Here is a 25315-nt window from a genome sequence, read left to right on the forward strand (position 1 = left end):
GCATTGTCGTATTTACCTATGGTTTCTTTCAAGCATAAAATCAGTCGAAGAACTCTTTGGCGTCGGTTTTGGAGATGCTTTGCATATTGACGTATCGGGAGCGGAGGAGGGATAGGTCGCGGTGTCCCATATTGAGCTGGAGTCGCGGGAGGTCGGAGTATCTTTTCGCAAAGTAGCTTGCGTAGGTATGTCTTAATACGTCTTGCACCCAATGCCCCTTGAATCCTGAATTATCCCTGATTTTACGCCAGCGGCGTTGCCAATCCGCAGGGCAAACTGGTGAATGGTTTTCGGTTTTGTTGACAATCAAAAGGCTGTTTAGAACAGGGGATATTTCCACATGGCGGACGCCGCCTGTCTTTGAGCATTGCGAGCGGACGGTGATTGTCTTTTCTTCGGTATCTATGTCGCGCCAGGAGAGCCTGCGGACTTCGCGCGGACGAATTCCCGCGTAAATCAAGAGCGCGGCAACGACGGCGTATTTGGGACTTTCGCGCTGGGCGTTTTTGATTAACCGCTTTGTTTCGGATAGTTTCAGAGGCTGGATTTCCTTTTCGATTACTTTCCTGCGTTCGATTCGCTTTATGGGGTTTTTGTCGCACCACTCCCTGCGAATGGCAAATTCAAATATCGCGTGTAACATAGTCCGCGCCTTGTTGAATTGACTCGCGCTCACTTCGTGAGCCGCCTCGCCCTTCGGGTCTTTCGCCTGCGGCGAAATCTCATTCGCGCTTCGCTTGAATTGACTCGGGGTATGAAACGCCGCATTTATCAACTCTTCGCAATCGGAGACTGTCAGTTCCGAAAAGTTGCGGTTGGCAAGTTGGGGATTTGAACGCATCAGGCGATTTCCTAAATACCTGATGTCCCTTAAAGAATCCGGACGCAAAGTTTTTTTCTTTGTTTCGTAGTAAAGCTTAAAGCCTTCTGCAAAGGACATTTCTTTTGTGCGGATATGGCGCAAGCCGACTTCAATGACCTTCAAAACAAACTGTGCGTCGGTCAATTTGCTATCACTTGGCTTTGCGTCTAAAATATTCCTGACAAACCTTGCCGAATCGAGAGCCGAAACCTCCGCCTTCCCCAAAACTTCCATAACTGAGCTTAATGTAGTGTCCATCGTATTATAAATACTTATGTCAAACTAAAATTGCAAAAAAACTTTTGAAGTTCTTGAAATAAGCGAATTAATAAAATCGAATTTAACATTTTGAATATGCTTAGTTTGGAAGTTTGAGGAATTGTCTATATTTAGAAGTTTGTTATTATTCAAGATATTGTAGAATGGAAATATATACCGTATTTATAATACTAACTTTTAAATTATTATTTTTAGAAAAAGGAAATTCATATGAAATTGAAAGAAATATTATTATCTGCGCTTGCATTGGTTTCTTTTGCAGGTTCAGTGTTTGCCAATGAATACAAAGTCGAACTTTCGACAACTAATGTCGGATATTGGTGGTATAACAGAACTCAATATTCTGGTGGCAAAGACGAAAATAGCGGTTGGTTGTATTCCAATGCCAATAATTTGGTTGAAGTAAAAAACCTATACGAGTATTACGGTGGTGCAGATAGGTATTTTGAGCAACGCGATGCGTATATACAAATAGACCTTTCTTCATTGTCGGGTATCGATGTATCTACAATAACCGCAATTTCATTCAATTTTTATATAAAAGAATTGAATGACGCCACGTCCTCACCTGCAAGCTTCAAACACCTTGATGTTCAAAGTGTAGTCCCGACAGGCGATGCGGCGCAGAAACTTAGCGGATCGACAGAAATCGCAAATTCATCGACAATGAGTATAGGTTGGAATTCGATTGATGTGAGTTCGTCAATTATTTCTGACTTAGGGAATGGCTACGATTATGCGGTTTTCGGTTTCGAGAAATTCGGATCTGAAAAGGATCATTCTCGTCTGTTGACCTTCTATGCGCCATCTTCAACCGAGTTGGTAGATGGGGTTTCAGTAGTTCCTTATCTCAGCGTAACAACCAACGTTCCGGAACCATCCGCATATGCGGTAATTTTCGGGGCGATTGCGCTTGCGGTTGCAGTGTATCGCAGAAGAAAGTAGATTTTTTATTGGGATAAATAAGGCAAAAACGGCGCAAGGGGAGTTTCCTCTTGCGCCGTTTTGTGCCGTCGGGATTTAAATGTTTTATTTTATCGGGGAGAAAGGGTCGTTTATTCCTTCTTTTTTGTCGGTTGGCTCTTCCTCTTTTTGCGCGTCTTCGCGCGGGGACTTTTTAAGAACCCCTTTAAACCCCTTGATTTTTACGTCTATTCTGCCGAGTTTTTCAACGCCGAGATGTTCACGGCAGGCGTTAGTTAATTCGTCCTGCAAGATTGCCGAGACGTCCGCGAGTTTTTGCCCCATTTCAAGTTTGATTGCCACCTGCATGCAGAGGCGTCCGCGTCTTTCGTAGATTTTTACGCTCGGGCGGTTTGTCGTCCCGATTGAGTAGCACACGCTTTGGACGAGTTCGTTTAATGCGCTTGGAGTTACGCTGACAATTCCCGCGGAGTTGTTGAAAAGTTTTATCGGCGTGAAGCGTTTGCGGATTTTTAAAATTATCACAAGAAGAATCAATATGGCAACAACTACCAGCAAAAATTCCTTTACATAGGGCTTATCCCAAAGGTCTTTTGCAGTTTGCAATGTTTTTTCCAAATAGTCGGTCGTTTTTTGGTATGCTTCTTCCATATTTTATTATGCTTGCGATTATAAATCGGTTTCTACTTCCCTTTTATAAGAGCATATTCATTATGCTTTTTCAATAATATTTATTCAGTGTCAAAGCTTAGGTCTTCGGGCCATTCGCGATTATGCCCGTCTGCGGCATTTTTTTTGCAGGCGTCGATAAATGCGGTTTTTTCGGCAAAGAAAATATCGCGCGACGGATCGACGTTGTTAAAAATCTTCCATAGCAGTTTAGAAGCGTTTGCGATTTCAATCCCCTTGTCGAAAATCGCCACTGCCGCAAATGCCTTAAACATTGGCGAGCTTGCAAATTCCTTCAAAATTGCCATTCCCGAAAAATCGGCTTTTTCGATTGCGATTGCGCAGAAATTTTTTGTCGCAAAAATGTCTTCCGCTTCCGCGCCGATTTCTTTTGCTATGTCTTGAACATTTGGCATTTGGGGGAATTTGTTTTTGCCTCGTTGTGGTTCGCCTTTGATTCCCCTTGTCAAGTCAATGCCGATTTTTGAGCCGAAGAGAGGATTGGGCGCGGAGTGATCGAGAACATCGAGCACGCCTTGCGATATTACAAGGTCGCGGTCTTTGTCGAAACGCTCGGTAAAAATTTTCCATACTTCGCTTAAATTCGACGGATTTACGTCTTCATCGACAACCACGACGCCCTTGCAAAAGCTCATTTGCCCCTGTCCCCAAAGCCCGCTAATCAGGCGTTTTGCTTGTGCGGGGTATTCTTTTTTGATTGAAACAATCGCGATGTTGTGGAATACGCCTTCCCAAGGCAGAAAATAGTCTTCGATTTCGGGGAATATCGTTTTTAAGAGGGGAAGAAAAATTCTTTCGGTAGCCTTTGCCATGTAGCAGTCTTCCATTGGCGGGGGACCGACAAGAGTTGCGCAGTAAATCGGCTTTTCGCGCCTTGTTATCGCCTTGACGTGGAAAACGGGGTACATATCTGCCAGCGAGTAGTAGCCCGTATGGTCGCCGAACGGACCTTCAAGGCGCAGTTCGCAAGGATCGACATATCCTTCCAAAACAAACTCCGCCTCTGCTGGAACTTCCATGTCTATGGTTTTGCATTTTACCATTTTTACGGGCTTTTTTCGGAAAAATCCCGCGAGCATAAGCTCGTCTATTCCGCGCGGAAGCGGTGCGGTTGCGGCGTAAATCACACTCGGATCCGCCCCGATTGCGACGGCGACTTCCATCCGCCTGCCGAGCTTTTTGTATTCGTGGAAGAAGTGCGCGCCGTCTTTATGGATGTGCCAGTGCATGCCTGTCGTGTTTTTGTCGAAAACTTGCAGGCGATACATGCCGAGGTTTCTTGTTTTGCCGTCGGGAGACTTTGTGAATACGAGCGGCAGCGTCACGAACTTACCCGCGTCTTTTGGCCAGCATTTTAGTATAGGAATTTCGTTTAAATCGACATCTTCGCCGATTTTTACGACTTCCTGGCAAGGGGCGGTTTTCCCCCTGAATTTGGACGGCAAAATTCTAAGCATCGGCAATAGCTTTTTTGCGGCATCGAAAATTTCCCCGAATGTGCGCGGAGGGGATAGGCGGGTAAGCTCCGCTATTTCATCGCCTGAGCTTGCGAGGTTTTTTACGCCGAGAGCCATCGACATTCTCTTGTCGCTTCCAAATAGGTTTGTGGCGGCGGGAAATTCGGAATTTTTCACGCGCTCAAAAAGAAGGGCTTTGCCGCCGCCTGGCTTTTTGGATTCTGCGTCTGTGATTTTTGAAATCTCAATTTCGCTTGAAACTTCTTCGCGCACCCTTTTTAGCTCTCCCGCGTCTTCAAGCGCGCGGATAAATTCCGCCAGATTTTTATAAGATTTTTTCATTGGTATTTTTCGCCCCATTGGGCTGTCAAGTTTTGCTTAATTCCCATTGCGGAAAGCGTCCGCGCAACCACAAAATCAACGAGTTCCTTAACGGTGTTTTCCTTAAAATAGAATGCAGGGCAGGCGGGGAGAACCACGGCTCCCGCCTCCGTTACGGAAACCATGTTGCGGAGGTGGATTAGCGAAAGCGGAGTTTCCCGCGCGACAAGCACGAGCTTGCGCCTTTCTTTAAGCGCGACATCTGCCGCCCTGCAAATCAGATTGTCTCCCGTGGCTGTGGCAATGCGCGAGAGCGTTTTCATCGAGCAGGGGCATATCGCCATTGCGTCGAAGTAAAACGAGCCGCTTGCAATCGGCGCTGAGAAATCGAAGTCGTCAAAAAATTTTACACTTGGGAATTTTTGCGAAAGCGCGTTTGCAAAATCTTGAAATTCAATGCCGAGTTCGCTTTTAAAAATCGGTTTTGCCGCCGAGCTTGCCGACGCGTAAACGGACGCGCCGCTTTCCGCAAGGACTTCCATTAGACGCCTTGCATATGGCATTCCGGAAGCACCGCAAATTCCGACCGCGATTTTTTTACCCGTCATTTGAAAAGGCCTCCGAGTGCGACTGCCGCAAGGGTTAAAAACGAGCATAGCGCATTTATGTAGAAGAAAACCAAGTCGATTTTTTTAATGCCCGACTTAATGAAAATCAAAATCGCCAAAACGTACAGTGCCAAAATTGCGGCGCAGATTGCGTAAAAAATTTTTCCGAGCGAAAACGCCGTGCCTGTCAAATATAAAAACACAATGGATAAAAGCAGCATTGCAGAGCTTGCCATTATGGATTTTTGCCTGCCGAAGAGCGCCGGTATTGAATGGAGTTTTTTAGATGTGTCAAAGTCTTCGTCTTGCAGGGCGTAGAGGACATCGAATGCGGCTATTTGAAACAGCAGGGCAAGCGAAATAAAAATTATCGAAAATGAAAACTTGCCGCTTGCGGCGCACCATGCCCCCGCAGGCGCGAGCGACAGGGCTAATCCCAAAACAAAGTGGCACAAGCTCGTAAATCGCTTGCAGTAGGAGTATCCTAAAAGGACGATTAGCGCGGGAAATGACAGCCAGAAGCAAAGCTCGTTTAGCATTCTTGCGGAAACTATCATTACGATTGCGGAAAATGCGACAAATATGAGCGCGGAAGCTTTTGTTATTCTGCCTGCGGGAATGGAGCGGTTTTTTGTCCGCGGATTTTCTGCGTCGAATTTAGCGTCGGCAATCCTGTTAAAGCCCATTGCCGCGCTGCGCGCCCCGAAAAACGCAAGCACAATCCAAAAAAGTTTTACCGGCGAAAATCCGAATCCCGAAAAACAGGCGAGCAAAAATCCCGCAAGCGCATAGGGCAGGGCAAAAAGCGTATGCCCGAGCTTTATCATTTCTGCGTATTCAAAAAAATTGCGGGTAAGTCTCATTAAATTTTTGATTTTGCAAAATCAGTGATTTTTTCGCAAAGCTTGGAAAGCCCGTTGCGCCTGTTTGGCGAGAGGTACTGCTCTATGCCGATTTCGGATAAAAACGCGCAGTCAAAATCCAAAATTTCCTGCGGAGAAAGACCGCTGTACATTTCTGAAACCAGCGAGGCAATACCCTTGGTGATTATTGAGTCGGCGTCGGTTTTAAAGGCGCATTTGCCTTCTTCAAATGACGGCACAAGCCACAGGTTCGAAACGCATCCCCTCACGAGATATTTTTCGCTTTTGAACTCTTCGGCAAGCCCTTCTTTATTTTTTGTTTTTGAAATGATGTATTCAAAGCGTTCTTCGGGGCTTTCAAAAAAGCCGAATTCTTCGCGCAGTTCATCTTTTCTTTGTTCAACTATGCTCATATTCCAAAAATTTTTATGCCGTGTTTGTTTGCAAGCTCCAATGTTTTTTCAGGCTCCAAGATTATCACACTGCCTGCTTCAATCGCCGCGTTTAAAATATTTGAGGCGGCGAGCTTTCTGATGGTGCGCTCCCCGATTACGGGAACGTCGAAGCGGTAGTCTTGGTTTGGCTTTACCGTCTTTACAAAGAGGCTGTCTTTTGCCTCGAAAGAACCCGCGCGCTCCAGCATTTTGTCTGTGCCTTCCCATGCTTCAACCGCAAGCACGCTTCCTCTGGAAACAACGCACGACTGCCCGATGTCAAGCCTTGCGCATTCATGGGCAATCTTTAAGCCGTGCAAAAGATGTCGCTCTTCGACATTCCATTTTCTGCCGCAGATAAAACCATGCGCTGCTATTTGTTCATCCAAAAAAGAGCGCGCATCGAGAAGTTTGCAACCGACTTTTTCAAGCTCGTTTGCTATTGCCCCGAAAATTGTTTCGGCATTGCGCTCTTTAAGGGTTGCCAATATTGTCAATGCTTTTAAGTCGGGGACAAGCCCCTTAAAAAGTTTTTTTGGCGTAACTTGTCCTGCCATTATGGCGTATTTTGCGCCGAATTTCTTTGTGTATTTTAGAAGTCTCCCAAGCTGACCTACATTTGCCCTTGCCCTGTCTTCTTCGGAAAATTGGTTGTATAGGTCGTCTTCGGTTTCGCCTTCGATTGCGATAAGCTTTACGTTTAAGTTGTGCCTGCGCAGTTTTCGCAAAGTTTCGCCGGGGTAAACTCCTTTGCCCGCAATCAGTTCTATGACCGCGTTTTCGTCGAAATCTTCGGGGAGGAATTTTGAAAGGCTCATATTATCTTATCGGGTCGCGCGTCCGTATGAAAAATTCTTTGAACGCTATTCTTCTTACGCAAATTTTTCCGTCTTCGCCGCGGTAAAATTCTGTGGTTTTAAAGACGTCGGAAGCTGAGCCTGCCTCTGATTTGAGGCTTGCTTTTTGCGATATTGAACTTTGCTTTTTTTCGGCTTTTAACTCTCCGTTTTCAAAAAAACAAACCAATTCGTAGCCGATAGGTATGTATTCCCTATCGTTTGAATCGGGCTTTGAATACCTTATTGCGGCGTCGTATGCGCGCACGGTGAGGGTTGAGCCGTCGGTTTTGATTTTTATGTTGTTTCCGACAGGCTCTATTGTTCCGAATTTCGTCTTGATTTTAAACGAGCTTGCGGGGCGGAATTCGCCCCTTGCAAAAACCGCCTCTCCCTCGTCGATGGCAAATACAATGTTTGAGGATTCCATTTCAGAGTAGAGCGGAAGGCTTGCCGTTTGCACTTTTTCTTGTTCGAATTTTTCAATCGAAACTTTGCCCGAAAGAACCATGCAGGACGAATAGTTTGAAAACGCTACGCTTGCAAATCCCTCTGAGCTTGCGGAGATTTTTGCATCTTTTGCAACCGCCAATTCTCCCTGTTTTATTTTTGCGCTTTGCGCGGAAATTTCCGCATTTCCCCTGAGGGTGCGCACAAACATAAGACCGTTTTCGGCTTCTGCTGAAATAGGAAGGGCGAGGAAAACAGGCAGTATTGCAAAAAGCTTTTTCATTATTTTGCCACGATGTTTATGATTTTTGCGGGGACGTAAATTTCCTTAACAATCTGCTTGCCCTCGATGTGTCTTTTTACGCCGTCAAGCGACTTTGCCATGTCCAAGGCGTCTTCTTTGTTTGTGTCCTTTGAAATTTGCATTTCAGCGCGCAATTTTCCGTTTACCTGCACCGCGATTTTTACGGTGTTGGTGTGCAGTAAAGACTCGTCGCATTCGGGGAAGGGGGCGAGCGTTATTGAGGTTTTTTCGCCGAACTTTGCCCAAATTTCTTCCGCAATGTGCGGCGCAAACGGCGCGACAAGCTGTATGAATTTTTTTGCGCTTTCAGCGGAAATCTTTTCCTCTTTTTGAAGGGCGTTTAAGCAAATCATCATCTGCGAAATTGCCGTGTTGAAGCGCAAGCTTTCGATGTCGGATGAAACTTTTTTAATGGTTTCGTTTAAGACTTTAAGGAATTCTTCGGAGTCTTTTGCGCCGCATTCGATTTTCTTTGAAATCGTCCCGTCGCGTTCGACGTATTCCCTCCAAATCTTTTTAAGAAAGCGCGAAACGCCTTCAATTCCGCTTGTGTTCCACGGCTTGGAATCTTCCAAAGGCCCCAAGAACATTTCGTAAAGGCGCAGGGAATCCGCGCCGTAACGTTCGATTATTTCGTCGGGGTTTACAACGTTGCCGCGGCTTTTTGACATCTTAAACGAGCGCGCGTCAACTGATATTTGCGGGTTTGACTTCAACACAAATCCCGCGCCCTGCTTTACGACTTGGTCTTCGGAAAGCTTTACGGTTTCTTCATCGCCCGAAAGCTTGTCGGCACTTACAAATTCTCCGTTTTTGTTTTTGTAGGCGGTGTATTCGAGCTGACCCAAAATTATGCCCTGGTGGAAGAGTTTTTTGAAAGGCTCGCTTGTTTTTACCACTCCGCAGTCGTAAAGAACCTTGTGCCAAAAACGGGCGTACAAAAGGTGCAAAACCGCATGCTCCGCTCCGCCGATATAAAAGTCGGGCGTGCCCCAGTAGTTTTCCGCTTCTTCCGAAATCAACGCTTCCGTGTTTTTCGGGTCGCAATAGCGCAGATAGTACCAGCATGAGCCCGCCCATTGCGGCATTGTGTTTGTCTCGCGGCGGGCGTTGAACCAGTCGTCGCCTTCGGGCTTTTGCGATGAGGGCACTGTTTCGCCTGTTTTTATGTTGACACAGACATTAAGCCATTCCGAAGCGTGCGCAAGGGGGCTTTCTCCCGTGCCTGACGGCGCGTATGTCTCTATTTTAGGAAGAGTGAGCGGCAGGAATTTTTCCAATATTGGAAGCGCGAAAAGTTTTTTGCCTTCGTCTGAAACGTAGCTTACTGGATTTTGGGGAAGCCCCTTGTATCCGTTTTGAGCCGCTTTTATGTATGCGTCTTCTTCGACCCACAAAATCGGGAATGGTTCGCCCCAATAACGCTGGCGCGAGAAGAGCCAGTCTCTTAGCTTGTAGTTTACGGACATCTTGCCGCAGCCTTTTTCTTCGAGGAATGCGGTTATTTTCTTCTTGCCTTCCAAAGAGTCCGTGCCGTCCCATTGTTCGGAATTTACCATTTTGCCCACGTCAGTGAAGGGCAGGGGAATGTCGTTTCCGTTTTCGTCCTTTTTGTCGATTACCCTGATTACGGGCAGGTTGTATTTTACCGCGAAGTCGTAGTCGCGGTCGTCATGCGCGGGAACGGCCATGATTGCGCCCGTGCCGTAGCTCATCAAAACATAGTCTGCAATCCAAATCGGGACTTCTTTGTTTGTGAGCGGATTTATTGCGTACGAGCCTGAAAATACGCCGCTTTTGTCCTTTGCAAGGTCTGTTCTATCCAAATCGCTCTTTGACGCCGATTTTTTGATGTATTCGGCGACCGCCGCTTTGTTTTCTTCGGTCGTGAGCTTTTGGACGAGGGGGTGTTCGGGGGCGATTACCATGTAGGTGACGCCATAGAGAGTGTCGGGGCGCGTCGTGAAAATTTTAAGCTTCTCGTCAAAGCCCTTGATTTTAAATTCGACCTCCGCGCCTTCGGAGCGTCCAATCCAGTTTGCTTGCAAGCGTTTTGTTGAATCGGGCCAGTCGAGGTCTTTAAGCCCCGCCAAAAGCTTGTCGGCATAAGCTGTGATTTTCAAGACCCACTGGCGCAACTTGCGGCGTTCAACGGGGTGCTTTCCGACTTCGCTTTTGCCGTCGATTACCTCTTCGTTCGCCAAGACCGTGCCGAGTTTCGGACACCACCACACGGGTTTTTCATCGACGTACGCCAAGCCTTTTTCAAAGAGCTTTAAGAAAATCCACTGCGTCCATTTAAAGTAATTTTCGTCTGTCGTGTTTATTTCCCTGTCCCAGTCGATGCCGAATCCTATGGATTTTATCTGGCGGCGGAAATTGTCTATGTTCTTTTTTGTCGTGGTTGCGGGGTGCGTTCCCGTTTTGAGGGCATACTGTTCTGCCGGAAGCCCGAATGCGTCCCAGCCCATGGGGTGGAGGACGTTGAAGCCCTTTGCGCGCTTGTATCGCGCCAAGATGTCGCTTGCGGTGTAGCCTTCCGGGTGCCCGATGTGAAGTCCTGCTCCCGAGGGGTATGGAAACATGTCCAAAATATAATATTTGGGGCGGGAAGTGTCGAGGTTTGCCTTGAATGTTTTGTTGGCGTCCCAATAATTCTGCCAGCGTTTTTCAATATTTAAAAAGTCGTATTCTGCGGAGCTGTTTTCCATAGTGCAATATTCCATTTTGTAAAAATTTAACTATGGCGTTTTTTGGCGTAAGGTCAAACAGTTTTAAATCATATTTTTTTGACGCCCGCCAAAAAATAGTTGCAATAAAAAAATTTTTTGAAATTCTTATAAAAGTATGAAAAAGATTTTTTTACTCAGCGCAATTTCGGCTTCGCTTTTGGTTTTCGGTTGCAAGACGCAGATTAACGTCGAATCTGCCGCAAGCAACGTGGCAGTCTACCAAATGGGCGAGCTTACGGGAAAAATCAACGGCAGCGTTGCAAAAGTCTTTGCCGCCGCAAGCGCGACTTTGGACGATCGCGGCTATATGCGCACGGGCGAAATCACCAAAAACCCCCTGAAAAACAAAATCCGCGCGCGCATGCCTGACGACAGAAGGGTTGATGTCTCAATAAAGGACATCGGCAACAACATGGTTGAAGTGTCTGTTTCTGTTAGCGATTCCGAGCTTTATGTTTGCCAGAGCATATTTAACGCGATTGCAAGCAAATGCCGCGATTCGGGCGTGTATTAAGCCGCGAGATATTTCCTTTTTGGCTTGAAGCGGGTCCGATACGGCATCCGCTTTTATTTTCAACCTCAACTGTTTTTTTTATGCCGTTTAATCCATTGGAATTTGTACAGGAGCTTTTGAAAATACCGAGCATTTCCGCTGACGCAAATTATGCGGGGGAAGTAGCGAGGTGCGCGCGGGTGTTTTCTGAAAAAATCGCATCTTTGGGTTTTGAAACAGAACTTGTGAAAACAAGTTTGCATCCGATTATTTGGGCGGAGCGAAATTCAAAAACTCCCGCAAAAATCCGCATTCTCTGCTACGGGCACTATGACGTGCAACCCATTGACCCGATTGAAAAATGGAACAAGCCTCCTTTCGAGCCTGCCGTCGAAAACGGAAGGCTTTGGGGCAGGGGCTCTGCCGACAACAAAGGTCCTTTTATGTGCCTTTTCGGCGGGCTTATGCGTTTTCTTGAAAAAAATCCGGAAGCCCCTGTTGACATCGCCTTGATGATTGAGGGTGAAGAGGAAATTTCAAGCCCTTCAATGCCTGAATTTATAAAAAGCCGCAAGGAAAAGCTGTCTTCTTACGACGCGATTTTGCTAAGCGACACTTCAAGCGCGTCTGATTCACAGATAGTCATAACAACCGGTCTGCGCGGCGTTCTGGCTTTCGATGTCAAGTTCAGGGGTCCGAATTCCGACATCCATTCGGGAATGTTTGGCGGCGCGGTGTTAAACCCGATTCAGGCAATGGCGGAAGTCTGCGCAAGCCTGCACAAAGACGGGCTTGTTGACATAGACGGTTTTTACGACGAAGTTTTGCCAATTTACGACTGGGAAAAACGCGACATTGCCCGCTATCCGTTTAACGAGGAAAAAATTATGGAAAGCCTCGGCGTAAATTCGCTTATAAAGCAGGGCGATTTGAAGCCGTCCGAAGCGTTGAGGCTTTTGCCCGCATTGGAGTTTACGGGAATTGGCGGAGGCTATCAGGGCGAGGGCAACAAGTCGGTAATCCCTTCCGAGGCGTTTTGCAAAATTTCAATCCGCCTTGTTCCAGACCAGAACGGGCGCAAAATTTACGAGCTTGTTAAAAAGGCGATTATCGAACGCTGTCCGAAGGGCGTTGTGGCGGAAGTCTCAGAACCCGACGGCATTGGCGACGCCTACTGCGTAATTCCGCCAAACCGCGAGGGCGCGCCCAATCCGTACCCGGAAAAACTCGGCAAAATCTTCGGGGCGGTTGAAGACTGCGTAAAGCAAAACTTCGGAAATCCCCCAATATTTTTGCGCGAGGGCGCAAGCATTCCTCTTCTTAGCCTTCTAAAAAAGGAAACGGGGCTTGACAGCGTAATGACGGGGCTTTTTTCACCGCTTGACAATTTGCACGCGCCAAACGAATCTTTTTCTTTGACGATGATGGAGCGCGCGTTAAATTATTACGAAGCTCTTTTTGAAAGGATTTCAAAATGATTACCTGCACGAAAAAATATTTCGACATTCCCTTTGCCCACCGCCAGCACTTGCATGACGGGCATTGCTCTTTTGTGCACGGGCACAACTGGGATATTTTTGTGACTTTCGCCTGTGAAAACCTCGATGAAAATGGCTTTGTGGTCGATTTTGGAAAGTTGAAATTTTTAAAGGAATGGATTGATTTGCATCTCGATCACGCCTGTGTTTTGGCAAGTTCCGACCCGCTGAAAGACAAGCTTGTTTCAGCCGCTCCCGAAGCGTGGAATGTTTACGAAGTCGATTCCTGCTCTTGCGAGGGGCTTGCACGGCATCTTTTGGAAGTTTTCGATTCTCTCGTGCGCAAAAACTCAAACGGCAGGGTTTGGGTCTGCAAGCTTGAAGTAAGCGAAGACAAAAAAAATTCGGCAACTGCCTACGGTAAAAATTCGTAAAATGGCTGTTTATCCGATAGTCGAAACTTTTTATTCAATTCAGGGCGAGGGTCTGTATGCGGGAGCAGGCGCGTATTTTGTGCGCCTTTTCGGCTGCCCCGTAAAATGCCCGTGGTGCGACACCAAAAACTCATGGACGGGAAAGCCCAATCTTTCGCTTTCTTCCGATGAAATTGCAAACGAGGCGTCCCTTTCTTCGTGCGACTTTGCGGTGATTACAGGCGGCGAGCCGACAATCCATCCCTTGCAAGAATTGATAGACGCATTTCACGAAAGGGGAATAAAAGTCCATATTGAAACTTCAGGCTATATGCCAAAAAACATTGAAGCGGACTGGATTACCCTAAGCCCCAAGCTGCACAGCCATACGCACGAGAGCTATCTTGAAGCCGCCGACGAGCTTAAATTCATAGTTTCAAGCGAAGATGAAATCTCGCTTTATCTTGAAAAATTCGGTGGTTATTTGCGGGGCAAAAAGGCGGTTTTCATAACGCCCGAATTTTCAAAGTCGCGCGACGCGGAGCTTTTAAACTCGATTTGCGAGACGGTGAAGCTTTACGGCTCTCCACTTCGCGCGGGCTGGCAACTGCACAAGTGTTTTGGCGCAATTTAACGCGCAAAGGGTGCGCAGTCCGCTTCAAACGGATTTACGACTTCGATTTTGCTTAGAAGCTTTTGCGGCAAAACTTGTATAAGCTCTTTTATGTGCTCGACAGTATTGCATTCCCTCGAAACGTGCCCCAAGTAAATATGTTCCACAAAATCGGGGTCGAGCTCGCTTAAAATGGAAATTGCGTCCGCGTTTGAAAGGTGCCCGTGCGAGCCTGAAATGCGCTGTTTTAAATGCGCGGAGCGGTTTGAATTTTGCAGCATCACAGGGCAGTAGTTGCTTTCCAAAACAAGGACGTTTGCGGATTTTGCAAGCTCTTTTGCGCTTATCGTGGGTTTTCCCAAGTCGGTTATGAAGGCAATGCTTTTTTGGTTGAAGTCGAACTTGTATGCCACGCATTCGCTGGCGTCGTGCGGCATTGCGCAAGTGGATACTTTTATGTTTTTGAATGCGAAACTCTGTCCCGCCGAAAAAACTTTCCATCTCAACTTTTGAGTTTTTTCGTACCTGTACGCTATCGTTTCGTATGTCGTTTCGCTTGCAAAAACCGTGAGGTTTTCAATGTTGGGCAGCGTTAAAAGGGCTTTGCAGTGGTCAGAATGTTCGTGGGTTATGAAAATCGCGTCGATTTCTTCCAGAGTCAGATTTATTTCATGCAGGGCATTTTTTATCCTTCTCGGGCTTATTCCCGCATCGACCAATATCTTTGTGTCTTTCGCTTTTAGGAAAGCGCAGTTGCCTTGGCTTGAGCTTGCAATGATTTTAAAAAAAGTGTCTGTCATAAAAATTTTTGCCTTTAAAAATTGTAAAATCTCAAAATAATTGCAACCGTATAAAGACAAATGGATTATTTTTTGATAGACGGATATAATATGTGCTTTCGGGCGTTTTATGCAATGCCTGAATTGACTCGTTCGGACGGCTTTCCGACAGGCGCGCTTCACGCGTTTTTTGCGGGCATAATAAAGCTTTCTTCAATGGACGTCCCTCATGCGACAGCCATATTTTTCGACCAAGGCGGCTCTGCAAGGCACCGCGAAATTTATCCCGAATACAAGGCGAACCGCGATGCAATGCCTGACGCCATGCGTATGCAAATCGAGCCGATACGCGAGCTTTGCTCTCTCTTGGGGTTTTTCGTAAAATCCCAAAACGGCATCGAAGCAGACGACTTGCTTGCGAGCGCGGCGGAGCTTCTTTTTGCGAAAGGCTCGAAAATTTCAATCGTAAGCGCGGACAAAGACTTTGCTCAGCTCATACGCCCGGGGATACGCCAGCTGCTTCCGCCTCTTAAATCGTCTCTTGGTTGGCGGGAAATCGACACTGTCGGCGTGCGCCTTAAATTCGGCGTTTTGGCATCTCAAATTCCCGATTTTTTGGCGTTGGTGGGAGACAATGCCGACAACATCAGGGGCATAGACGGTGTTGGACCCAAGACTGCCGCAAAATGGATAAAAGACTTCGGTTCGGTTGAAAATATCGTAAAGCGCGCAAGCTGGTTGAAGCCCGAAAAGTTCCAAAAAATAGTTGCGGAAAGCTCCGCGCTTCTTTCGCGAAACCTAAATCTTGTGCGCCTTAAAACCGACTATGATTTGGGCGATATTTCAACATCTCTTCCCGATTTTGACGGCGTAATAAAATTTCTGGAAAAAATGGAGATGAAAAGGTCGGTTGTATCTTTTAAAAATTTTGCAAAACAGCAGTATCAAATAAGTTTATGAAAAGCATGACAGGTTTTGGGCGCGCCACAACGGGCGCGGCGGATTGGGACGCGTCAATAGACATATCTTCGGTAAACAGAAAGGGGCTTGAAATTTCCTGCGCACTTCCTCGCGATTGGCAGGGGGCTGAATTGCAGATTTCAAGGAAAGTCAAAGAGTTTTTCACGCGCGGCAAGGTGTATGTCGGCGTCAAGTTCAACATAAAAAAAACTTCCCAAAGCGCGATTTTCGACATTGAAAGCCTGAAGTCTGCCATGCAAAAAATAAAGAGCGGCTGTGAAGCTTTGGGTGTCGAATTTAAGCCGACGATAGAAACTTTGCTTGAAGTCTCCCGCGAATTGCAGGAAGAGTCCGCGCCTTCCGACTGGAAAGAGTACTGGGATAAAATAGAGCCTTCTCTAACCGAGGCTTTAAACAGTATAAACTCAATGCGCGAAACTGAAGGGGAGTCTCTAAAAGCAGACTTTGAAAGCCGATTGAATTTGCTTAAAAACTTTGTGTCGCAAATCAGGGAAAATTCAAAGAACACGGTTTTGCTTTACCGCGACGCCCTTTTGGCAAGGCTTAAAACTTTGGGTCTTGAACTCGACTTGACGGACGAGCGCGTCTTGAAAGAGATTTCCATTTTTGCCGACAAGTGCGACATTTGCGAGGAAATTACCCGCCTTGAAAGCCACATATCGCAGTTTTTTACCTGCCTTTCGTCTTCGGAAAACAACGGAAGGAAGATGGACTTCATCTGCCAGGAAATGGGGCGCGAAATAAATACGATTGCAAGCAAGGCAAACAACCTTGCCCTCTCAAAAATCGCAATAGAATTTAAAAACGAATTGGAGAGAATAAGAGAGCAAGTTCAGAATGTTGAGTAGCTTTAAAATATTTTTTGTAAAACATTCTTTTATTCAAATAAGGCAATCCGTTTATTGCTCTACCCGTTAAAAAAATCGGACAAGGTTTTCTTGTCCGATTTTTGTTTTTTTACGCGTTTTGCGCTTCGTTGTTTTCAGTGATGTTGCCGTCTTTGAAGCGCATTGAAATTAGTTTTGTAACGCCGCGTTCCTGCATCGTAACCCCGTAGATTGTGTCGGCGGCAGATACGGTCTTTTTGCTGTGCGAGATAACCAGAAACTGCGAGTATTTCGTAAACTCTTTCAGTATGTCGGTGTATCTGCCCGTATTCGCGTCGTCAAGAGGGGCGTCAAGCTCGTCGAGGACGCAGAACGGACTCGGCTTTACCATGTAAATCGCAAACAAAAGCGAAACCGCCGTCATCGTTCTTTGCCCGCCTGAAAGGAGCGAAAGGCTTTTTAAGACCGTTCCCGGTGGGCGGGCGACGATTTCAATGCCGCTATCGAGCACGTCTTCGCTTTCAACCAATCTTAAATCGGCAGTGCCGCCGCCAAATACTTTTTTGAAGGTAAAGTCGAAGTTCTTGCGGATTTGCTCGAATGTCTGGGCGAACAACTGCTGGCTTGTCGCGTTAATTTCGTCGATTGCCGCAACCAATTCGTTTTTGGATTTCCAGAGGTCTTCGCTTTGCGTGTTTAAAAAGTCGTAGCGTTCTTTAAGTTCGGCGTATTCTTCGATTGCCACCAAGTTTACCGAACCCATAGATGAGATTTTGTCGCGCAAGTCTTTGACTTCATTTTCAAACAAGTCGAAGTTCAGGCTGTCCATTGCGTCGAAGTCTTCTTGGGTCGGCTCTCCGCGCTTTGCTTTTGGTTTTGCCTCAATTTCGCCGTCTTCAAGCTCGTCTAATTTTATTTTGACTTCAAATTCCTCGTCGGCAAGCCACAGTTCTTTTTTCCAATCGACAAACGCGATGTTTGTTTCATAGTCCGACAAAATGCGCTCCACGATGAAGCTTAGGCGCGATTTCAGCGTTGCAAGGCGGACTTCGATTTCGTTTTTTGTCCTGCCTAAGGAGTTTTGGCGGGTTCGTTCAAGGTTCATTGTTTCCTCGAATTCCGCAACGCGCATTTCGCTTTCGTTTAAAGAGGCTCGGTTTTCCTCGATTACGCGCATTGCGCTTTCCAGTTCTTCGGCGATTTTTTGAGCCTTTGTTTTTTCCGATTCCGCATCGGAATCGATATTTTTTATCTGCTCTTCGATGGAGTTTTTCTCGGATTTGCGGCGTTCGATAAGCTCCGAAGTTTCTCGCTGCTGTTCCCTGATTGCAGAAAGCCCGCGCTCTAAGTTTTCGAGGCGCGATTTCTTTTCCGCCAAGTCGAGCTTTGCTCCCGACAGGGCGGAAAATTTTTGGTCTTTCAAAATTCTAAGCTCTGAAATTTTTTGTTCGGCGGCGGCGGCGTTTTGGCGTCCGCTTGCGATTGCCTCTTCCGCCTTTTCCATTTCGCTCTTTGCAAAATTCAGCTTGTCCTGCGCTTCAAATTTTGAGTTTTCCATTTCGGAAAGGGTGCGCTCCTGCTTTTCAATTTCAATGCGCTTTCCCGACATTGTGGCTTCCATTGCCTTGCTTTGCGCTTCAATGGAAGCTATTTCGCGGCGCAATTCTGCGGTGGAGATTTTTGCCTGCTCAACGGACGCTTCCGCGGCGTCGAGGTCGGCTTGGATTGCCATTGCCTTTTCGTGTAAGGCTGTCAACTCGGCGTTGTCGGACGCTATTTCCTCGTTTAGGCGTTTGATTTCGCGGTTTCGCAAAATGAAGCTTGATTCTGTGTCTTTTTTTGCGCTGTTGGAAATGTAAACGATGCCGCGGCTGTCCATTATGTCTCCCGCCCGCGAGACAGCCATGGCAAACTTAAAATTCGGATTTTGTTTTGCCAATGCTTCAAAGTCGCAAATGTCTTCGCAAAAATAGCAGTTTGCGACCAAGTTTTTTGCAAGCGCGTCAAGCTCTTCCGTTTCCGCCCTGACAAAATCAGAAGCCTTGCGTATGTTTTGGGGCAGGGCGGGCGGCTCGCCGAATTGCGCGGCGGCTGTTATTTGCAAGCAGGCTTTCCCAAGCCCCCGTTCGCGGATTGCGGAAATTACGGGAGAAAGCAAGGAGGAGTCTTTCAGTGAAATTGCGTCGATGGCACTTCCCATCAATGTTTCAAACGCCGAAGTCCAGCCTTCCTCGACTTCAATGCTCTGGCTTATGACTTTTGCTTGCGACGGGTCGAGTATGTCGGAAATTTTCCCCTGCATTATGGCTTTTACGCCGTCCGAGAAGCCTTCCATTCTGTTTTTGAAGTCGTTTAGAAGGCTCAAGCGCGCGGCTTTACCCGCCAAAGTTCTGTCTTTGTTTTGGATTTCAATTTGGCATTCGCGGTATTTCGAACGCTTGGCATCGACTTTTTGGTTCGCGCTTAAAATGTCGCTTTCGCTTGACGCAAGGCGTTCGTAGGCGTTTTCAAGTGCGAATTTCAGCTCTTCCGCCCTTTGCCCCAAAACATGCATCTCTTCGCGCGTTTGAAAGAGGGAATCGGATATTGCGGCGTGGCGAACCTGATAGGATTTCAAATCAACTTCGAGCGTCGTGCAGTTCGAACGCAAGCGGGTTATTCCGCCTTCTGCAACCAGCACGTCCTGCTTGATTCTTTCAAGTTCAAGTTCCGCCTGCTTCAAGTCGTTTTCGACTTGGTTTAACTCTGCGTTTTGAATGGCGAAAGTTTCGTCCGAACCGGAGACTAAATTTAACTGCATTTGCCTTACCTCGTCGTCTCCACGCGCCCTTCCTTCAAGGGCTTCCGACTGTTGAGTGAGGGCTTCAAGCTCGTTTGCTATCTGCAAAACGCGTTCGCTCAGGTCTTTTTTGCGAAGGACTGAAAATTCCGCGGCGTGCTCGCTTTGCTCTTTTGCCGAGCGCAGTTCCGCCGCGTTTGCGCGGAGCTGTTCAAGGCGTGCGTTTGTCTCAGCCCTTCGCGTGCGCAACATTGCAAGCTCTTCTTCTTTTTCGCGCAGGGCGAGGGCAAATTCTTCGTATTCTTTTGAAATTTTTGCAAGCTCGCTTTCGTCTTCCAAGACCTTTTGATTTTGGCTTGCGTAGGTTTTTGCGTTTATTGCCAAGTCAAGATGGCGCAGGCGGTGGTTCAGCCTTTTGTAGCGCAGAGCTTTTGAGGCTTGGCGTTTGAGCGTTCCGATTTGCCTTCCGATTTCCTCGATTCTGTCGGTTACGCGCGCCAAGTTTTGGTCAACCAAGGAAAGCTTGTTTAATGCTTCGCGCCTCTGTGTCTTATACTTTGTTATTCCCGCCGCCTCTTCAAAGATTGAACGCCTTTCGCCCGGGTTTGACGACAGAATTTGGTCGATTTGCCCCTGAACCATAAACGAATACGAGACTCTGCCAATGCCCGTATCCATAAACAGGTGCTGTATGTCTTTAAGGCGCGCGGATTTCCCGTTTATGTAGTATTCGCTTCCCCCGTCCCTCGAAACCCTGCGGGTGATTTCAACTTCGTTTAACGCTGTTCCGAGCTGTTTTTCGCAGTCGCTGAAAAGGAGGCTTACTTCGCATAGCTGGAGGGGCTTTCGCTTGTCGGTGCCCTGGAATATGACGTCCTGCATTTTTCCGCCGCGCAGTGCCTTTGCGCTTTGCTCGCCCAAAACCCACCTTATGGAATCCACGATGTTGCTTTTGCCGCAGCCGTTCGGACCCACAATGCACGTTATGCCTTGGGGCAAAATCATTGTGGTTTTGTCTGCAAAACTTTTAAATCCGTTTATTGTGACCTGCTTTAAAAACATCGCGAAATTTTATTTTTTGCCGTTCGCCGTAAATTGCGCGACAGCCCGATTGGGCTGTCTGCAATTTCCTAAAAAAAAGATTTAATAAATCTTATCTGCAATCCACGACTTTGCCCGCGACTGCCGCCGCCGCCGCCATTACAGGGCTCATGAGCATTGTTCTGCCCGTCGGGCTTCCCTGCCTGCCTTTGAAATTGCGGTTTGAAGTCGAAGCGCAAAGTTCGTCGCCAACGAGTTTGTCAGGATTCATCGCAAGGCACATTGAGCATCCCGCGTGCCTCCATTCAAACCCCGCGTCTTTGAATACTTTGTCCAAACCCTTTTCAATCGCAATTCTTTCGACGATTTGTGAGCCGGGGACGGCAATCGCCCTTACTCCTTTTGCGACTTTTTTGCCCTTCAAGAAAGCCGCGGCTTCCTCAAAGTCCGAAAGCCTGCCGTTTGTGCAAGAACCTATGAAAGCGACGTTTATCGGAGTTCCCGCAATGGGAGTTCCCGCCTTAAACTTCATGTAAGCCAAGGCGTCTTTTGCGTCCTTTTTCTGGGTTTCGTCGGCAATGGTTTCGGGGTCGGGAATGTTTTCGCCGATAAATATTGCCTGGGATGGGTTTACGCCCCATGTAACAGTCGGCTCGATGTCTTCGCCGTTGAAGTTTTGAACATCGTCATAGACCGCGTCGGCGTCGCTTGCGATAGTCTTCCAATATTCGACAGCTTTGTCCCATTCTTCCGCTTTCGGAGCGTAGGGGCGACCTTTCAAGTAGTTGAAAGTCGTTTCGTCAGGATTGATGTATCCGACGCGCGCGCCGCCTTCGATTGCCATGTTGCAGACAGTCATCCTGCCTTCCATGCTCATATTGTCAAAGACTTCGCCGCCAAATTCGTAGGCGTAGCCCAATCCGCCGTTTACTCCGAGTTTGCGAATAATGTGGAGAGCGACGTCTTTGGGATAAACTCCTCTTGAAAGCTTGCCGTTTACGTTTATGCGGCGCACTTTCAGCTTTTTGAAAGCGAGAGTCTGCGTAGCCAAAACGTTTCTGACCTGGCTTGTACCGATGCCGAACGCGATTGCGCCGAACGCGCCGTGCGTTGCGGTGTGGCTGTCTCCGCAGGCAACCGTCATTCCCGGGTGGATAATGCCTTGCTCGGGGTGGACGATATGGATTACGCCCTGTTTGCCCGTTGGAACATCAAAGAAAGTTATGCCGTTTTCAAGGCAGTTCTTGCGAAGTTCCGTAAGCATTTCATACCCGCGCGGATCGGCGTAAGGCTCCGATATGTCGTGGGTTGGAATGATGTGGTCAACCGTCGCGAACGTGCGGTTCGGGTACTTGACTTTAAGACCCAAAGTGCGCATCATTCCGAAGGCCTGCGGGCTTGTCACTTCGTGCAAAAGGTGCGTGCCGACGAAAAGCTGGGTTGAACCGTCGGGCAATTCGCGCACGGCGTGCTTTTGCCAAACTTTTTCAAAAAGAGTTTTTCCCATAACTTTTAGCCCAAGAGAGAGTCGTCGATGTCGTAGTTTGCATAGACGTTTTGCACGTCTTCCAAGTCGTCCAGAGTTTCTTCAAGGCGGATGACTTTTTGGGCGGTTTCAGCGTCTGTGACGGGAACCAAGTTTGTGGGAATGTATGCGAGGTTTGAGTCGTCGGGTTCAATGCCCGCTTTTTCCAATGCCGCCGAAACCGCGTCGTATTCGGAAATGGGGCAGAGGACTTCAAAGTGGTCTTCGTTGTTTATGATGTCTTCGGCCCCCGCGTCCAAAACGAGTTCCATCAAGGCGTCTTCCGATGTCTTTTCGGCGTTTATGATGAACTGACCCTTGCGTGTGAAGTTGAAGCTTAACGCGCCCGATGTTGCGAGGTTGCCGCCTAACTTTGTGAATGTGGAGCGCACCGCCGCGACAGACCTGTTCTTGTTGTCGGTTGTGACTTCAACGATAAAGCCTATGCCGCCCGGACCATAGCCTTCGTAAACGATTTCTTCATAAGAGACGCCCGGCAATTCCCCCGTGCCTTTTTTGATTGCCCTGTCAACGTTGTCGGCGGGCATATTCGCCGCTTTTGCCTTGGCGAGGAGGGTTCTTAAACGCGCATTTGTTTCGGGGTCTCCGCCGCCCGCCTTTGCCGCGAGCGTCAAGTCCTTGCTGATTGCGCTGAATATTTTGCCGCGTTTTGCGTCAACTGCGGCTTTGTGTCTTTTTGTTGTAGCCCATTTGCTATGTCCTGACATTTGCTATCCTTTTCTTTTTTGCTATTTAAGCTTAAAATATTATTGTCTGAAATTTTGAGTTTTTTTGCTTCGTTTGCAATTATTTTCTTTTGGACGGAGTTGAACGCCCGCCGGGGTTTTTCTTGCGGGGATCGTGCATTGTGCCTTTCAGCATTTCAGCCCTCTGGGCTTCCCTGCGCTTTGCTTCTTCTTGCGCCGCCTGCGCAACCCTCTGCATGAAGGTCGGCTTGCTTGCGTCGCGCTTTGTAAGCTCGAAAGAACCCCTTTTTTTGTTTATCACAATCGCCTGCACAACGCCGATTAAGCTTTGCATCGTCCAGTACAACACCAATGCCGATTGGAAATTGTAGAAGAAGAAAAGCATTATAAACGGCAAAAGCTTTATCATGAGTGCCTGACCCTTTTCGGCTGTCGCCATCGGGGTTATTTGCATTTGCAGGTAAGTTATGATTGCGTTTATTATCGGAAGAGGGTGGAGCGATAATCCGAAAACAGTTTCAAATCCCGGAATGTAGTCGGGCAGAGAGAGGTCCTGAATCCAGAGAAAATGCGCAAATCTTATGCCGCTTGAGCTTTGCAACATATAGTAAAGCCCGAGGAAAATCGGAAGCTGTATCAAAAGAGGCAGGCATCCCGCAAACGGATTTATGCCGTATTCGCTGTAAAGCTTCATTGTTTCCTGGCTCATCTTTTGCTGGTCGTTTGCGTATTTCTTGCGGATTTCCGCAAGGGGCTGCTGCAATTTCGACATCTTTAAGGAAGAGCGTATTTGCACAGCCGTAAGCGGCCAGAGGCACGCCCTGACTATGACGGTCAATATGATAATTGCCCATCCCCAGCTCCAGTTCGGCGAAATTTTTTCGACGACGGAATTTATCATCGAAAGCAAAATGGAAAGCGGCTTGCTTATGAACGACGCCCAGCCGTAGTCCATTACCAAGTCTTGGTTTTTGCCCAAGTCAACGAGGTTTGAAAGGTCCTTGGGCCCTGCGTAAAAAGTTCCCGCAAGTTCGACGCTCTGTTGAGGCTCTATTTCTTTAAGGTTAAAGCCCATAAAGCCTGCCAAGCCGTTTTTCATGTACTTTGATTCCGCGTCCGGATTTATTGAAACGGGCAGGGCGATGCCGCCGTCGCCTTTGATTTCAGGCGTGAATATCGTGGTAAAGAACTGGTTTTTTATAGCCCCCCAAACGGTGTCTGAAAGCTCGATTTTTGAAATCGACTTAGCCTTAGATGCGCCTATTCCAAAAAATCCGCTTGAATCCACGAATTTAGAGGAAGAGGCAAACTCCGTGTAATCTCCGTTGTAAACTCCGAATGCGAGGTTATTGCCGTAAATATCTCCCGCGTTTGGAGTTTCCATGCCAAGCGACACAAAGACTTTGCGGCTTTGCCATGTCTTATCCGAAATGTTTTTAATATGGGTGTTTGTGTTTATTACATAGGGGATAAAGCCCTTTGAGGCGGATTCTTCAAGCGTGTAAACCCTGTATATCTGCGTCTTATCGGAAGAATATTCGTAAACGATGGAATTTTTTGTCAGCTTTGAGAGCTTGAACGCCTTTTCAAAGAGAATCGGCGCACCGTTTGGGCTTTCCGAGAAAGCAAGACCCATTGCGAGTGTTTTGCTTGTGTCGTTAAAGATATAAGGCTCGTTGGAATTTTGTGATTCTTTATATTTTAGGAGCTTTATTTCCTTAATCGCGCCGCCCTTGTTTGTGAAGGAGACTTTCATGTACTCGTTTTCGAGCACGGAAATTTCTTCATTGAAATTGTCTTTTGCGTCCGCCAAAACTTCGGGCTTTGCAACATCCCGCGCGGGATTTTCGGCTTCTGATTTAGAAACTGCCTGTGTGTATTCCTGCGCGCTTTGGATTTGAGTTTGCTGATTTGCGCTCGTGTACATCACATACCCCGCCGCGGCGAGGAAAAGAAGCCCTATAAATGTGTTTTTTACGTCCATTGTCTTTTAATTAAAAAATAAGGTTTAAATATGGCGGTTTTTCGGGTTTTCGTCAACGCAGTTTTTTGGCGGAGTTTCATTTTGCTTGAAAAGGGTTTTCCACGAAAATTTTTCGGGAACATAGTCAAGCCCGCCTTTGCTTAACGGATTGCAACGCAAAATTCGGCAAAAACCCATAATGGAGCCTTTTACCGCCCCGAATTTTTTTACCGCTTCAAGAGTGTATTGTGAGCAGGTTGGGTGAAAGCGGCAGCCACTGCCAGGTAAAACATGGATTATCGGCGAAATTACAGCCTTGTAAAATTTCAAAAAGAGAATGCAGATTTTTGCAAAAATTGTCGGTTTATTTCCGTTCATTTTCGACTTGCTTTTTTATGAATGCCAAAACTGCACGTTCAAACTTGTCTTTCAGCGCGGCAAACTCAAACTTGTAAAACCCCCTGCGCACGAAAACCAGCGCGTCAATCGGCATCGGAATTTGCGAATTTCTGAAAACTTCGCGGAACACCCGCTTTGCCCTGTGCCGAACCACCGAATTGCCGACCCTTTTGCTCGCAACAACTCCGAGCCTCGATTGCGGACGGGGTTCTTTGGGGTGCGCCATATACAAAATAAAGGCGGAACAATCCGCCTTCACTCCATTTTCTTTTATATAATCGAAGTCTTTTTGCAAACGCACTCTATTTTCAAAAGTAAAGCGCATTACATGCCTTCTTTTGCCAAACAAATATTATTTTGTGACCAAGCGTTTGCGGCCTTTTTGACGGCGCGATGCTATGACGCTTCTGCCGCCGCGTGTGCTCATGCGCGCGCGGAAACCGCAGCGACGTACTCTCTTCAATTTCGATGGGCTGTATGTAGGATTCATGATGTCTCTGTTAAAATAAATAAAGTTAAAGCAAGCAAAGAAAATAAACTTTCGCGAATGTGTCAAC

General features: G+C 47.2%; 24 protein-coding genes. 7 read left to right on the forward strand and 17 right to left on the reverse strand.

Annotation, left to right across the window (positions count from 1 at the left end; translation table 11 throughout):
• Positions 1-40: 40 nt before the first annotated feature.
• A complete protein-coding gene (locus MOX91_RS05625; protein WP_370397105.1) occupies positions 41-1120 on the reverse strand; it encodes a tyrosine-type recombinase/integrase in 1080 nt (359 codons plus the stop codon).
• A 231-nt stretch (positions 1121-1351) separates the two neighbouring features.
• Between MOX91_RS05625 and MOX91_RS05630 the strand changes: the two genes are divergently transcribed.
• Positions 1352-2086 (forward strand): hypothetical protein, encoded by a 735-nt coding sequence (locus MOX91_RS05630; protein ID WP_370397106.1) that lies wholly within the window; start codon positions 1352-1354, stop codon positions 2084-2086.
• Positions 2087-2170: 84 nt separating this feature from the next.
• Here MOX91_RS05630 and MOX91_RS05635 read toward each other — a convergent pair whose 3' ends face one another.
• From MOX91_RS05635 to leuS, 8 genes are all read right to left on the reverse strand, one after another.
• Complete coding sequence (locus MOX91_RS05635; RefSeq protein ID WP_370397107.1) at positions 2171-2716, reverse strand: hypothetical protein; 546 nt, start codon at positions 2714-2716, stop codon at positions 2171-2173.
• A gap of 80 nt (positions 2717-2796) precedes the next feature.
• Positions 2797-4554 (reverse strand): menaquinone biosynthesis decarboxylase, encoded by a 1758-nt coding sequence (locus MOX91_RS05640; protein WP_370397108.1) that lies wholly within the window; start codon positions 4552-4554, stop codon positions 2797-2799.
• The gene (locus MOX91_RS05645) at positions 4551-5141 is read right to left on the reverse strand and encodes a UbiX family flavin prenyltransferase (protein ID WP_370397109.1); all 591 of its coding nucleotides are present in this window, start codon (positions 5139-5141) and stop codon (positions 4551-4553) included. The genes MOX91_RS05640 and MOX91_RS05645 overlap by 4 nt, the downstream gene beginning before the upstream one ends.
• Positions 5138-6004, reverse strand: a complete 867-nt coding sequence (locus tag MOX91_RS05650) for a UbiA-like polyprenyltransferase (protein WP_370397110.1) — start codon at positions 6002-6004, stop codon at positions 5138-5140. Before MOX91_RS05650 ends, MOX91_RS05645 begins: the two co-directional genes overlap by 4 nt.
• A complete protein-coding gene (locus MOX91_RS05655) occupies positions 6004-6417 on the reverse strand; it encodes a SufE family protein (protein WP_370397111.1) in 414 nt (137 codons plus the stop codon). The genes MOX91_RS05650 and MOX91_RS05655 overlap by 1 nt, the downstream gene beginning before the upstream one ends.
• A complete protein-coding gene (locus MOX91_RS05660) occupies positions 6414-7256 on the reverse strand; it encodes an LpxI family protein (RefSeq protein WP_370397112.1) in 843 nt (280 codons plus the stop codon). Before MOX91_RS05660 ends, MOX91_RS05655 begins: the two co-directional genes overlap by 4 nt.
• Before the next feature lies 1 nt (position 7257).
• Positions 7258-8007: a hypothetical protein gene (locus MOX91_RS05665; protein WP_370397113.1), complete on the reverse strand. Its 750-nt coding sequence runs from the start codon at positions 8005-8007 to the stop codon at positions 7258-7260.
• Complete coding sequence (leuS, locus tag MOX91_RS05670; protein WP_370397134.1) at positions 8007-10739, reverse strand: leucine--tRNA ligase; 2733 nt, start codon at positions 10737-10739, stop codon at positions 8007-8009. The genes MOX91_RS05665 and leuS overlap by 1 nt, the downstream gene beginning before the upstream one ends.
• Positions 10740-10875: 136 nt before the next feature.
• On the opposite strand from leuS, the gene MOX91_RS05675 reads away from it, so the two are divergent.
• From MOX91_RS05675 to MOX91_RS05690, 4 genes are all read left to right on the forward strand, one after another.
• Complete coding sequence (locus MOX91_RS05675; protein ID WP_370397114.1) at positions 10876-11274, forward strand: DUF3568 family protein; 399 nt, start codon at positions 10876-10878, stop codon at positions 11272-11274.
• A gap of 80 nt (positions 11275-11354) precedes the next feature.
• Positions 11355-12731, forward strand: coding sequence for a M20/M25/M40 family metallo-hydrolase (locus MOX91_RS05680; RefSeq protein WP_370397115.1), 1377 nt, complete (start codon positions 11355-11357; stop codon positions 12729-12731).
• The gene (locus tag MOX91_RS05685; protein ID WP_370397116.1) at positions 12728-13165 is read left to right on the forward strand and encodes a 6-pyruvoyl trahydropterin synthase family protein; all 438 of its coding nucleotides are present in this window, start codon (positions 12728-12730) and stop codon (positions 13163-13165) included. Before MOX91_RS05680 ends, MOX91_RS05685 begins: the two co-directional genes overlap by 4 nt.
• Position 13166: 1 nt before the next feature.
• Positions 13167-13778 (forward strand): 7-carboxy-7-deazaguanine synthase QueE, encoded by a 612-nt coding sequence (locus tag MOX91_RS05690; protein ID WP_370397117.1) that lies wholly within the window; start codon positions 13167-13169, stop codon positions 13776-13778.
• Here MOX91_RS05690 and MOX91_RS05695 read toward each other — a convergent pair.
• Entirely contained in the window at positions 13775-14557 is a 783-nt protein-coding gene (locus MOX91_RS05695; RefSeq protein WP_370397118.1) for an MBL fold metallo-hydrolase, read from the reverse strand. The genes MOX91_RS05690 and MOX91_RS05695 overlap by 4 nt on opposite strands.
• 60 nt (positions 14558-14617) lie before the next feature.
• Between MOX91_RS05695 and MOX91_RS05700 the strand changes: the two genes are divergently transcribed.
• Both MOX91_RS05700 and MOX91_RS05705 read left to right on the forward strand, forming a co-directional pair.
• Positions 14618-15496 carry a 5'-3' exonuclease gene (locus tag MOX91_RS05700; RefSeq protein ID WP_370397119.1) on the forward strand — a complete coding sequence of 293 codons (879 nt, stop codon included), beginning with the start codon at positions 14618-14620 and terminating at the stop codon, positions 15494-15496.
• A 5-nt stretch (positions 15497-15501) separates the two neighbouring features.
• Complete coding sequence (locus MOX91_RS05705; RefSeq protein WP_370397120.1) at positions 15502-16365, forward strand: YicC/YloC family endoribonuclease; 864 nt, start codon at positions 15502-15504, stop codon at positions 16363-16365.
• Between the two features lie 109 nt (positions 16366-16474).
• Here MOX91_RS05705 and smc read toward each other — a convergent pair whose 3' ends face one another.
• From smc to rpmH, 7 genes are all read right to left on the reverse strand, one after another.
• Positions 16475-20185, reverse strand: coding sequence for a chromosome segregation protein SMC (gene smc, locus MOX91_RS05710; protein ID WP_370397121.1), 3711 nt, complete (start codon positions 20183-20185; stop codon positions 16475-16477).
• 91 nt (positions 20186-20276) lie between these two features.
• Positions 20277-21671 carry a 3-isopropylmalate dehydratase large subunit gene (gene leuC, locus MOX91_RS05715; protein ID WP_370397122.1) on the reverse strand — a complete coding sequence of 465 codons (1395 nt, stop codon included), beginning with the start codon at positions 21669-21671 and terminating at the stop codon, positions 20277-20279.
• A gap of 5 nt (positions 21672-21676) precedes the next feature.
• Positions 21677-22417 (reverse strand): YebC/PmpR family DNA-binding transcriptional regulator, encoded by a 741-nt coding sequence (locus MOX91_RS05720; RefSeq protein WP_370397123.1) that lies wholly within the window; start codon positions 22415-22417, stop codon positions 21677-21679.
• A gap of 79 nt (positions 22418-22496) precedes the next feature.
• Entirely contained in the window at positions 22497-24380 is a 1884-nt protein-coding gene (yidC, locus tag MOX91_RS05725; protein WP_370397124.1) for a membrane protein insertase YidC, read from the reverse strand.
• 24 nt (positions 24381-24404) lie between these two features.
• Positions 24405-24737: a membrane protein insertion efficiency factor YidD gene (yidD, locus tag MOX91_RS05730; protein ID WP_370397125.1), complete on the reverse strand. Its 333-nt coding sequence runs from the start codon at positions 24735-24737 to the stop codon at positions 24405-24407.
• A complete protein-coding gene (rnpA, locus tag MOX91_RS05735; protein WP_370397126.1) occupies positions 24724-25083 on the reverse strand; it encodes a ribonuclease P protein component in 360 nt (119 codons plus the stop codon). Before rnpA ends, yidD begins: the two co-directional genes overlap by 14 nt.
• Positions 25084-25110: 27 nt before the next feature.
• Complete coding sequence (gene rpmH, locus MOX91_RS05740; protein WP_370397127.1) at positions 25111-25248, reverse strand: 50S ribosomal protein L34; 138 nt, start codon at positions 25246-25248, stop codon at positions 25111-25113.
• Positions 25249-25315: the final 67 nt, after the last annotated feature.

Source organism: Intestinicryptomonas porci, assembly GCF_033971905.1.
In the GTDB taxonomy this organism is placed as follows: domain Bacteria; phylum Verrucomicrobiota; class Verrucomicrobiia; order Opitutales; family Intestinicryptomonadaceae; genus Intestinicryptomonas; species Intestinicryptomonas porci.

Coding starts and splice junctions, on each gene's coding strand:
- MOX91_RS05625 (WP_370397105.1), bottom strand. CDS start 1,120: ATGGACACTACATTAAGCTCAGTTATGGAAGTTTTGGGGAAGGCGGAG.
- MOX91_RS05630 (WP_370397106.1), top strand. CDS start 1,352: ATGAAATTGAAAGAAATATTATTATCTGCGCTTGCATTGGTTTCTTTT.
- MOX91_RS05635 (WP_370397107.1), bottom strand. CDS start 2,716: ATGGAAGAAGCATACCAAAAAACGACCGACTATTTGGAAAAAACATTG.
- MOX91_RS05640 (WP_370397108.1), bottom strand. CDS start 4,554: ATGAAAAAATCTTATAAAAATCTGGCGGAATTTATCCGCGCGCTTGAA.
- MOX91_RS05645 (WP_370397109.1), bottom strand. CDS start 5,141: ATGACGGGTAAAAAAATCGCGGTCGGAATTTGCGGTGCTTCCGGAATG.
- MOX91_RS05650 (WP_370397110.1), bottom strand. CDS start 6,004: ATGAGACTTACCCGCAATTTTTTTGAATACGCAGAAATGATAAAGCTC.
- MOX91_RS05655 (WP_370397111.1), bottom strand. CDS start 6,417: ATGAGCATAGTTGAACAAAGAAAAGATGAACTGCGCGAAGAATTCGGC.
- MOX91_RS05660 (WP_370397112.1), bottom strand. CDS start 7,256: ATGAGCCTTTCAAAATTCCTCCCCGAAGATTTCGACGAAAACGCGGTC.
- MOX91_RS05665 (WP_370397113.1), bottom strand. CDS start 8,007: ATGAAAAAGCTTTTTGCAATACTGCCTGTTTTCCTCGCCCTTCCTATT.
- leuS (WP_370397134.1), bottom strand. CDS start 10,739: ATGGAAAACAGCTCCGCAGAATACGACTTTTTAAATATTGAAAAACGC.
- MOX91_RS05675 (WP_370397114.1), top strand. CDS start 10,876: ATGAAAAAGATTTTTTTACTCAGCGCAATTTCGGCTTCGCTTTTGGTT.
- MOX91_RS05680 (WP_370397115.1), top strand. CDS start 11,355: ATGCCGTTTAATCCATTGGAATTTGTACAGGAGCTTTTGAAAATACCG.
- MOX91_RS05685 (WP_370397116.1), top strand. CDS start 12,728: ATGATTACCTGCACGAAAAAATATTTCGACATTCCCTTTGCCCACCGC.
- MOX91_RS05690 (WP_370397117.1), top strand. CDS start 13,167: ATGGCTGTTTATCCGATAGTCGAAACTTTTTATTCAATTCAGGGCGAG.
- MOX91_RS05695 (WP_370397118.1), bottom strand. CDS start 14,557: ATGACAGACACTTTTTTTAAAATCATTGCAAGCTCAAGCCAAGGCAAC.
- MOX91_RS05700 (WP_370397119.1), top strand. CDS start 14,618: ATGGATTATTTTTTGATAGACGGATATAATATGTGCTTTCGGGCGTTT.
- MOX91_RS05705 (WP_370397120.1), top strand. CDS start 15,502: ATGACAGGTTTTGGGCGCGCCACAACGGGCGCGGCGGATTGGGACGCG.
- smc (WP_370397121.1), bottom strand. CDS start 20,185: ATGTTTTTAAAGCAGGTCACAATAAACGGATTTAAAAGTTTTGCAGAC.
- leuC (WP_370397122.1), bottom strand. CDS start 21,671: ATGGGAAAAACTCTTTTTGAAAAAGTTTGGCAAAAGCACGCCGTGCGC.
- MOX91_RS05720 (WP_370397123.1), bottom strand. CDS start 22,417: ATGTCAGGACATAGCAAATGGGCTACAACAAAAAGACACAAAGCCGCA.
- yidC (WP_370397124.1), bottom strand. CDS start 24,380: ATGGACGTAAAAAACACATTTATAGGGCTTCTTTTCCTCGCCGCGGCG.
- yidD (WP_370397125.1), bottom strand. CDS start 24,737: ATGAACGGAAATAAACCGACAATTTTTGCAAAAATCTGCATTCTCTTT.
- rnpA (WP_370397126.1), bottom strand. CDS start 25,083: ATGCGCTTTACTTTTGAAAATAGAGTGCGTTTGCAAAAAGACTTCGAT.
- rpmH (WP_370397127.1), bottom strand. CDS start 25,248: ATGAATCCTACATACAGCCCATCGAAATTGAAGAGAGTACGTCGCTGC.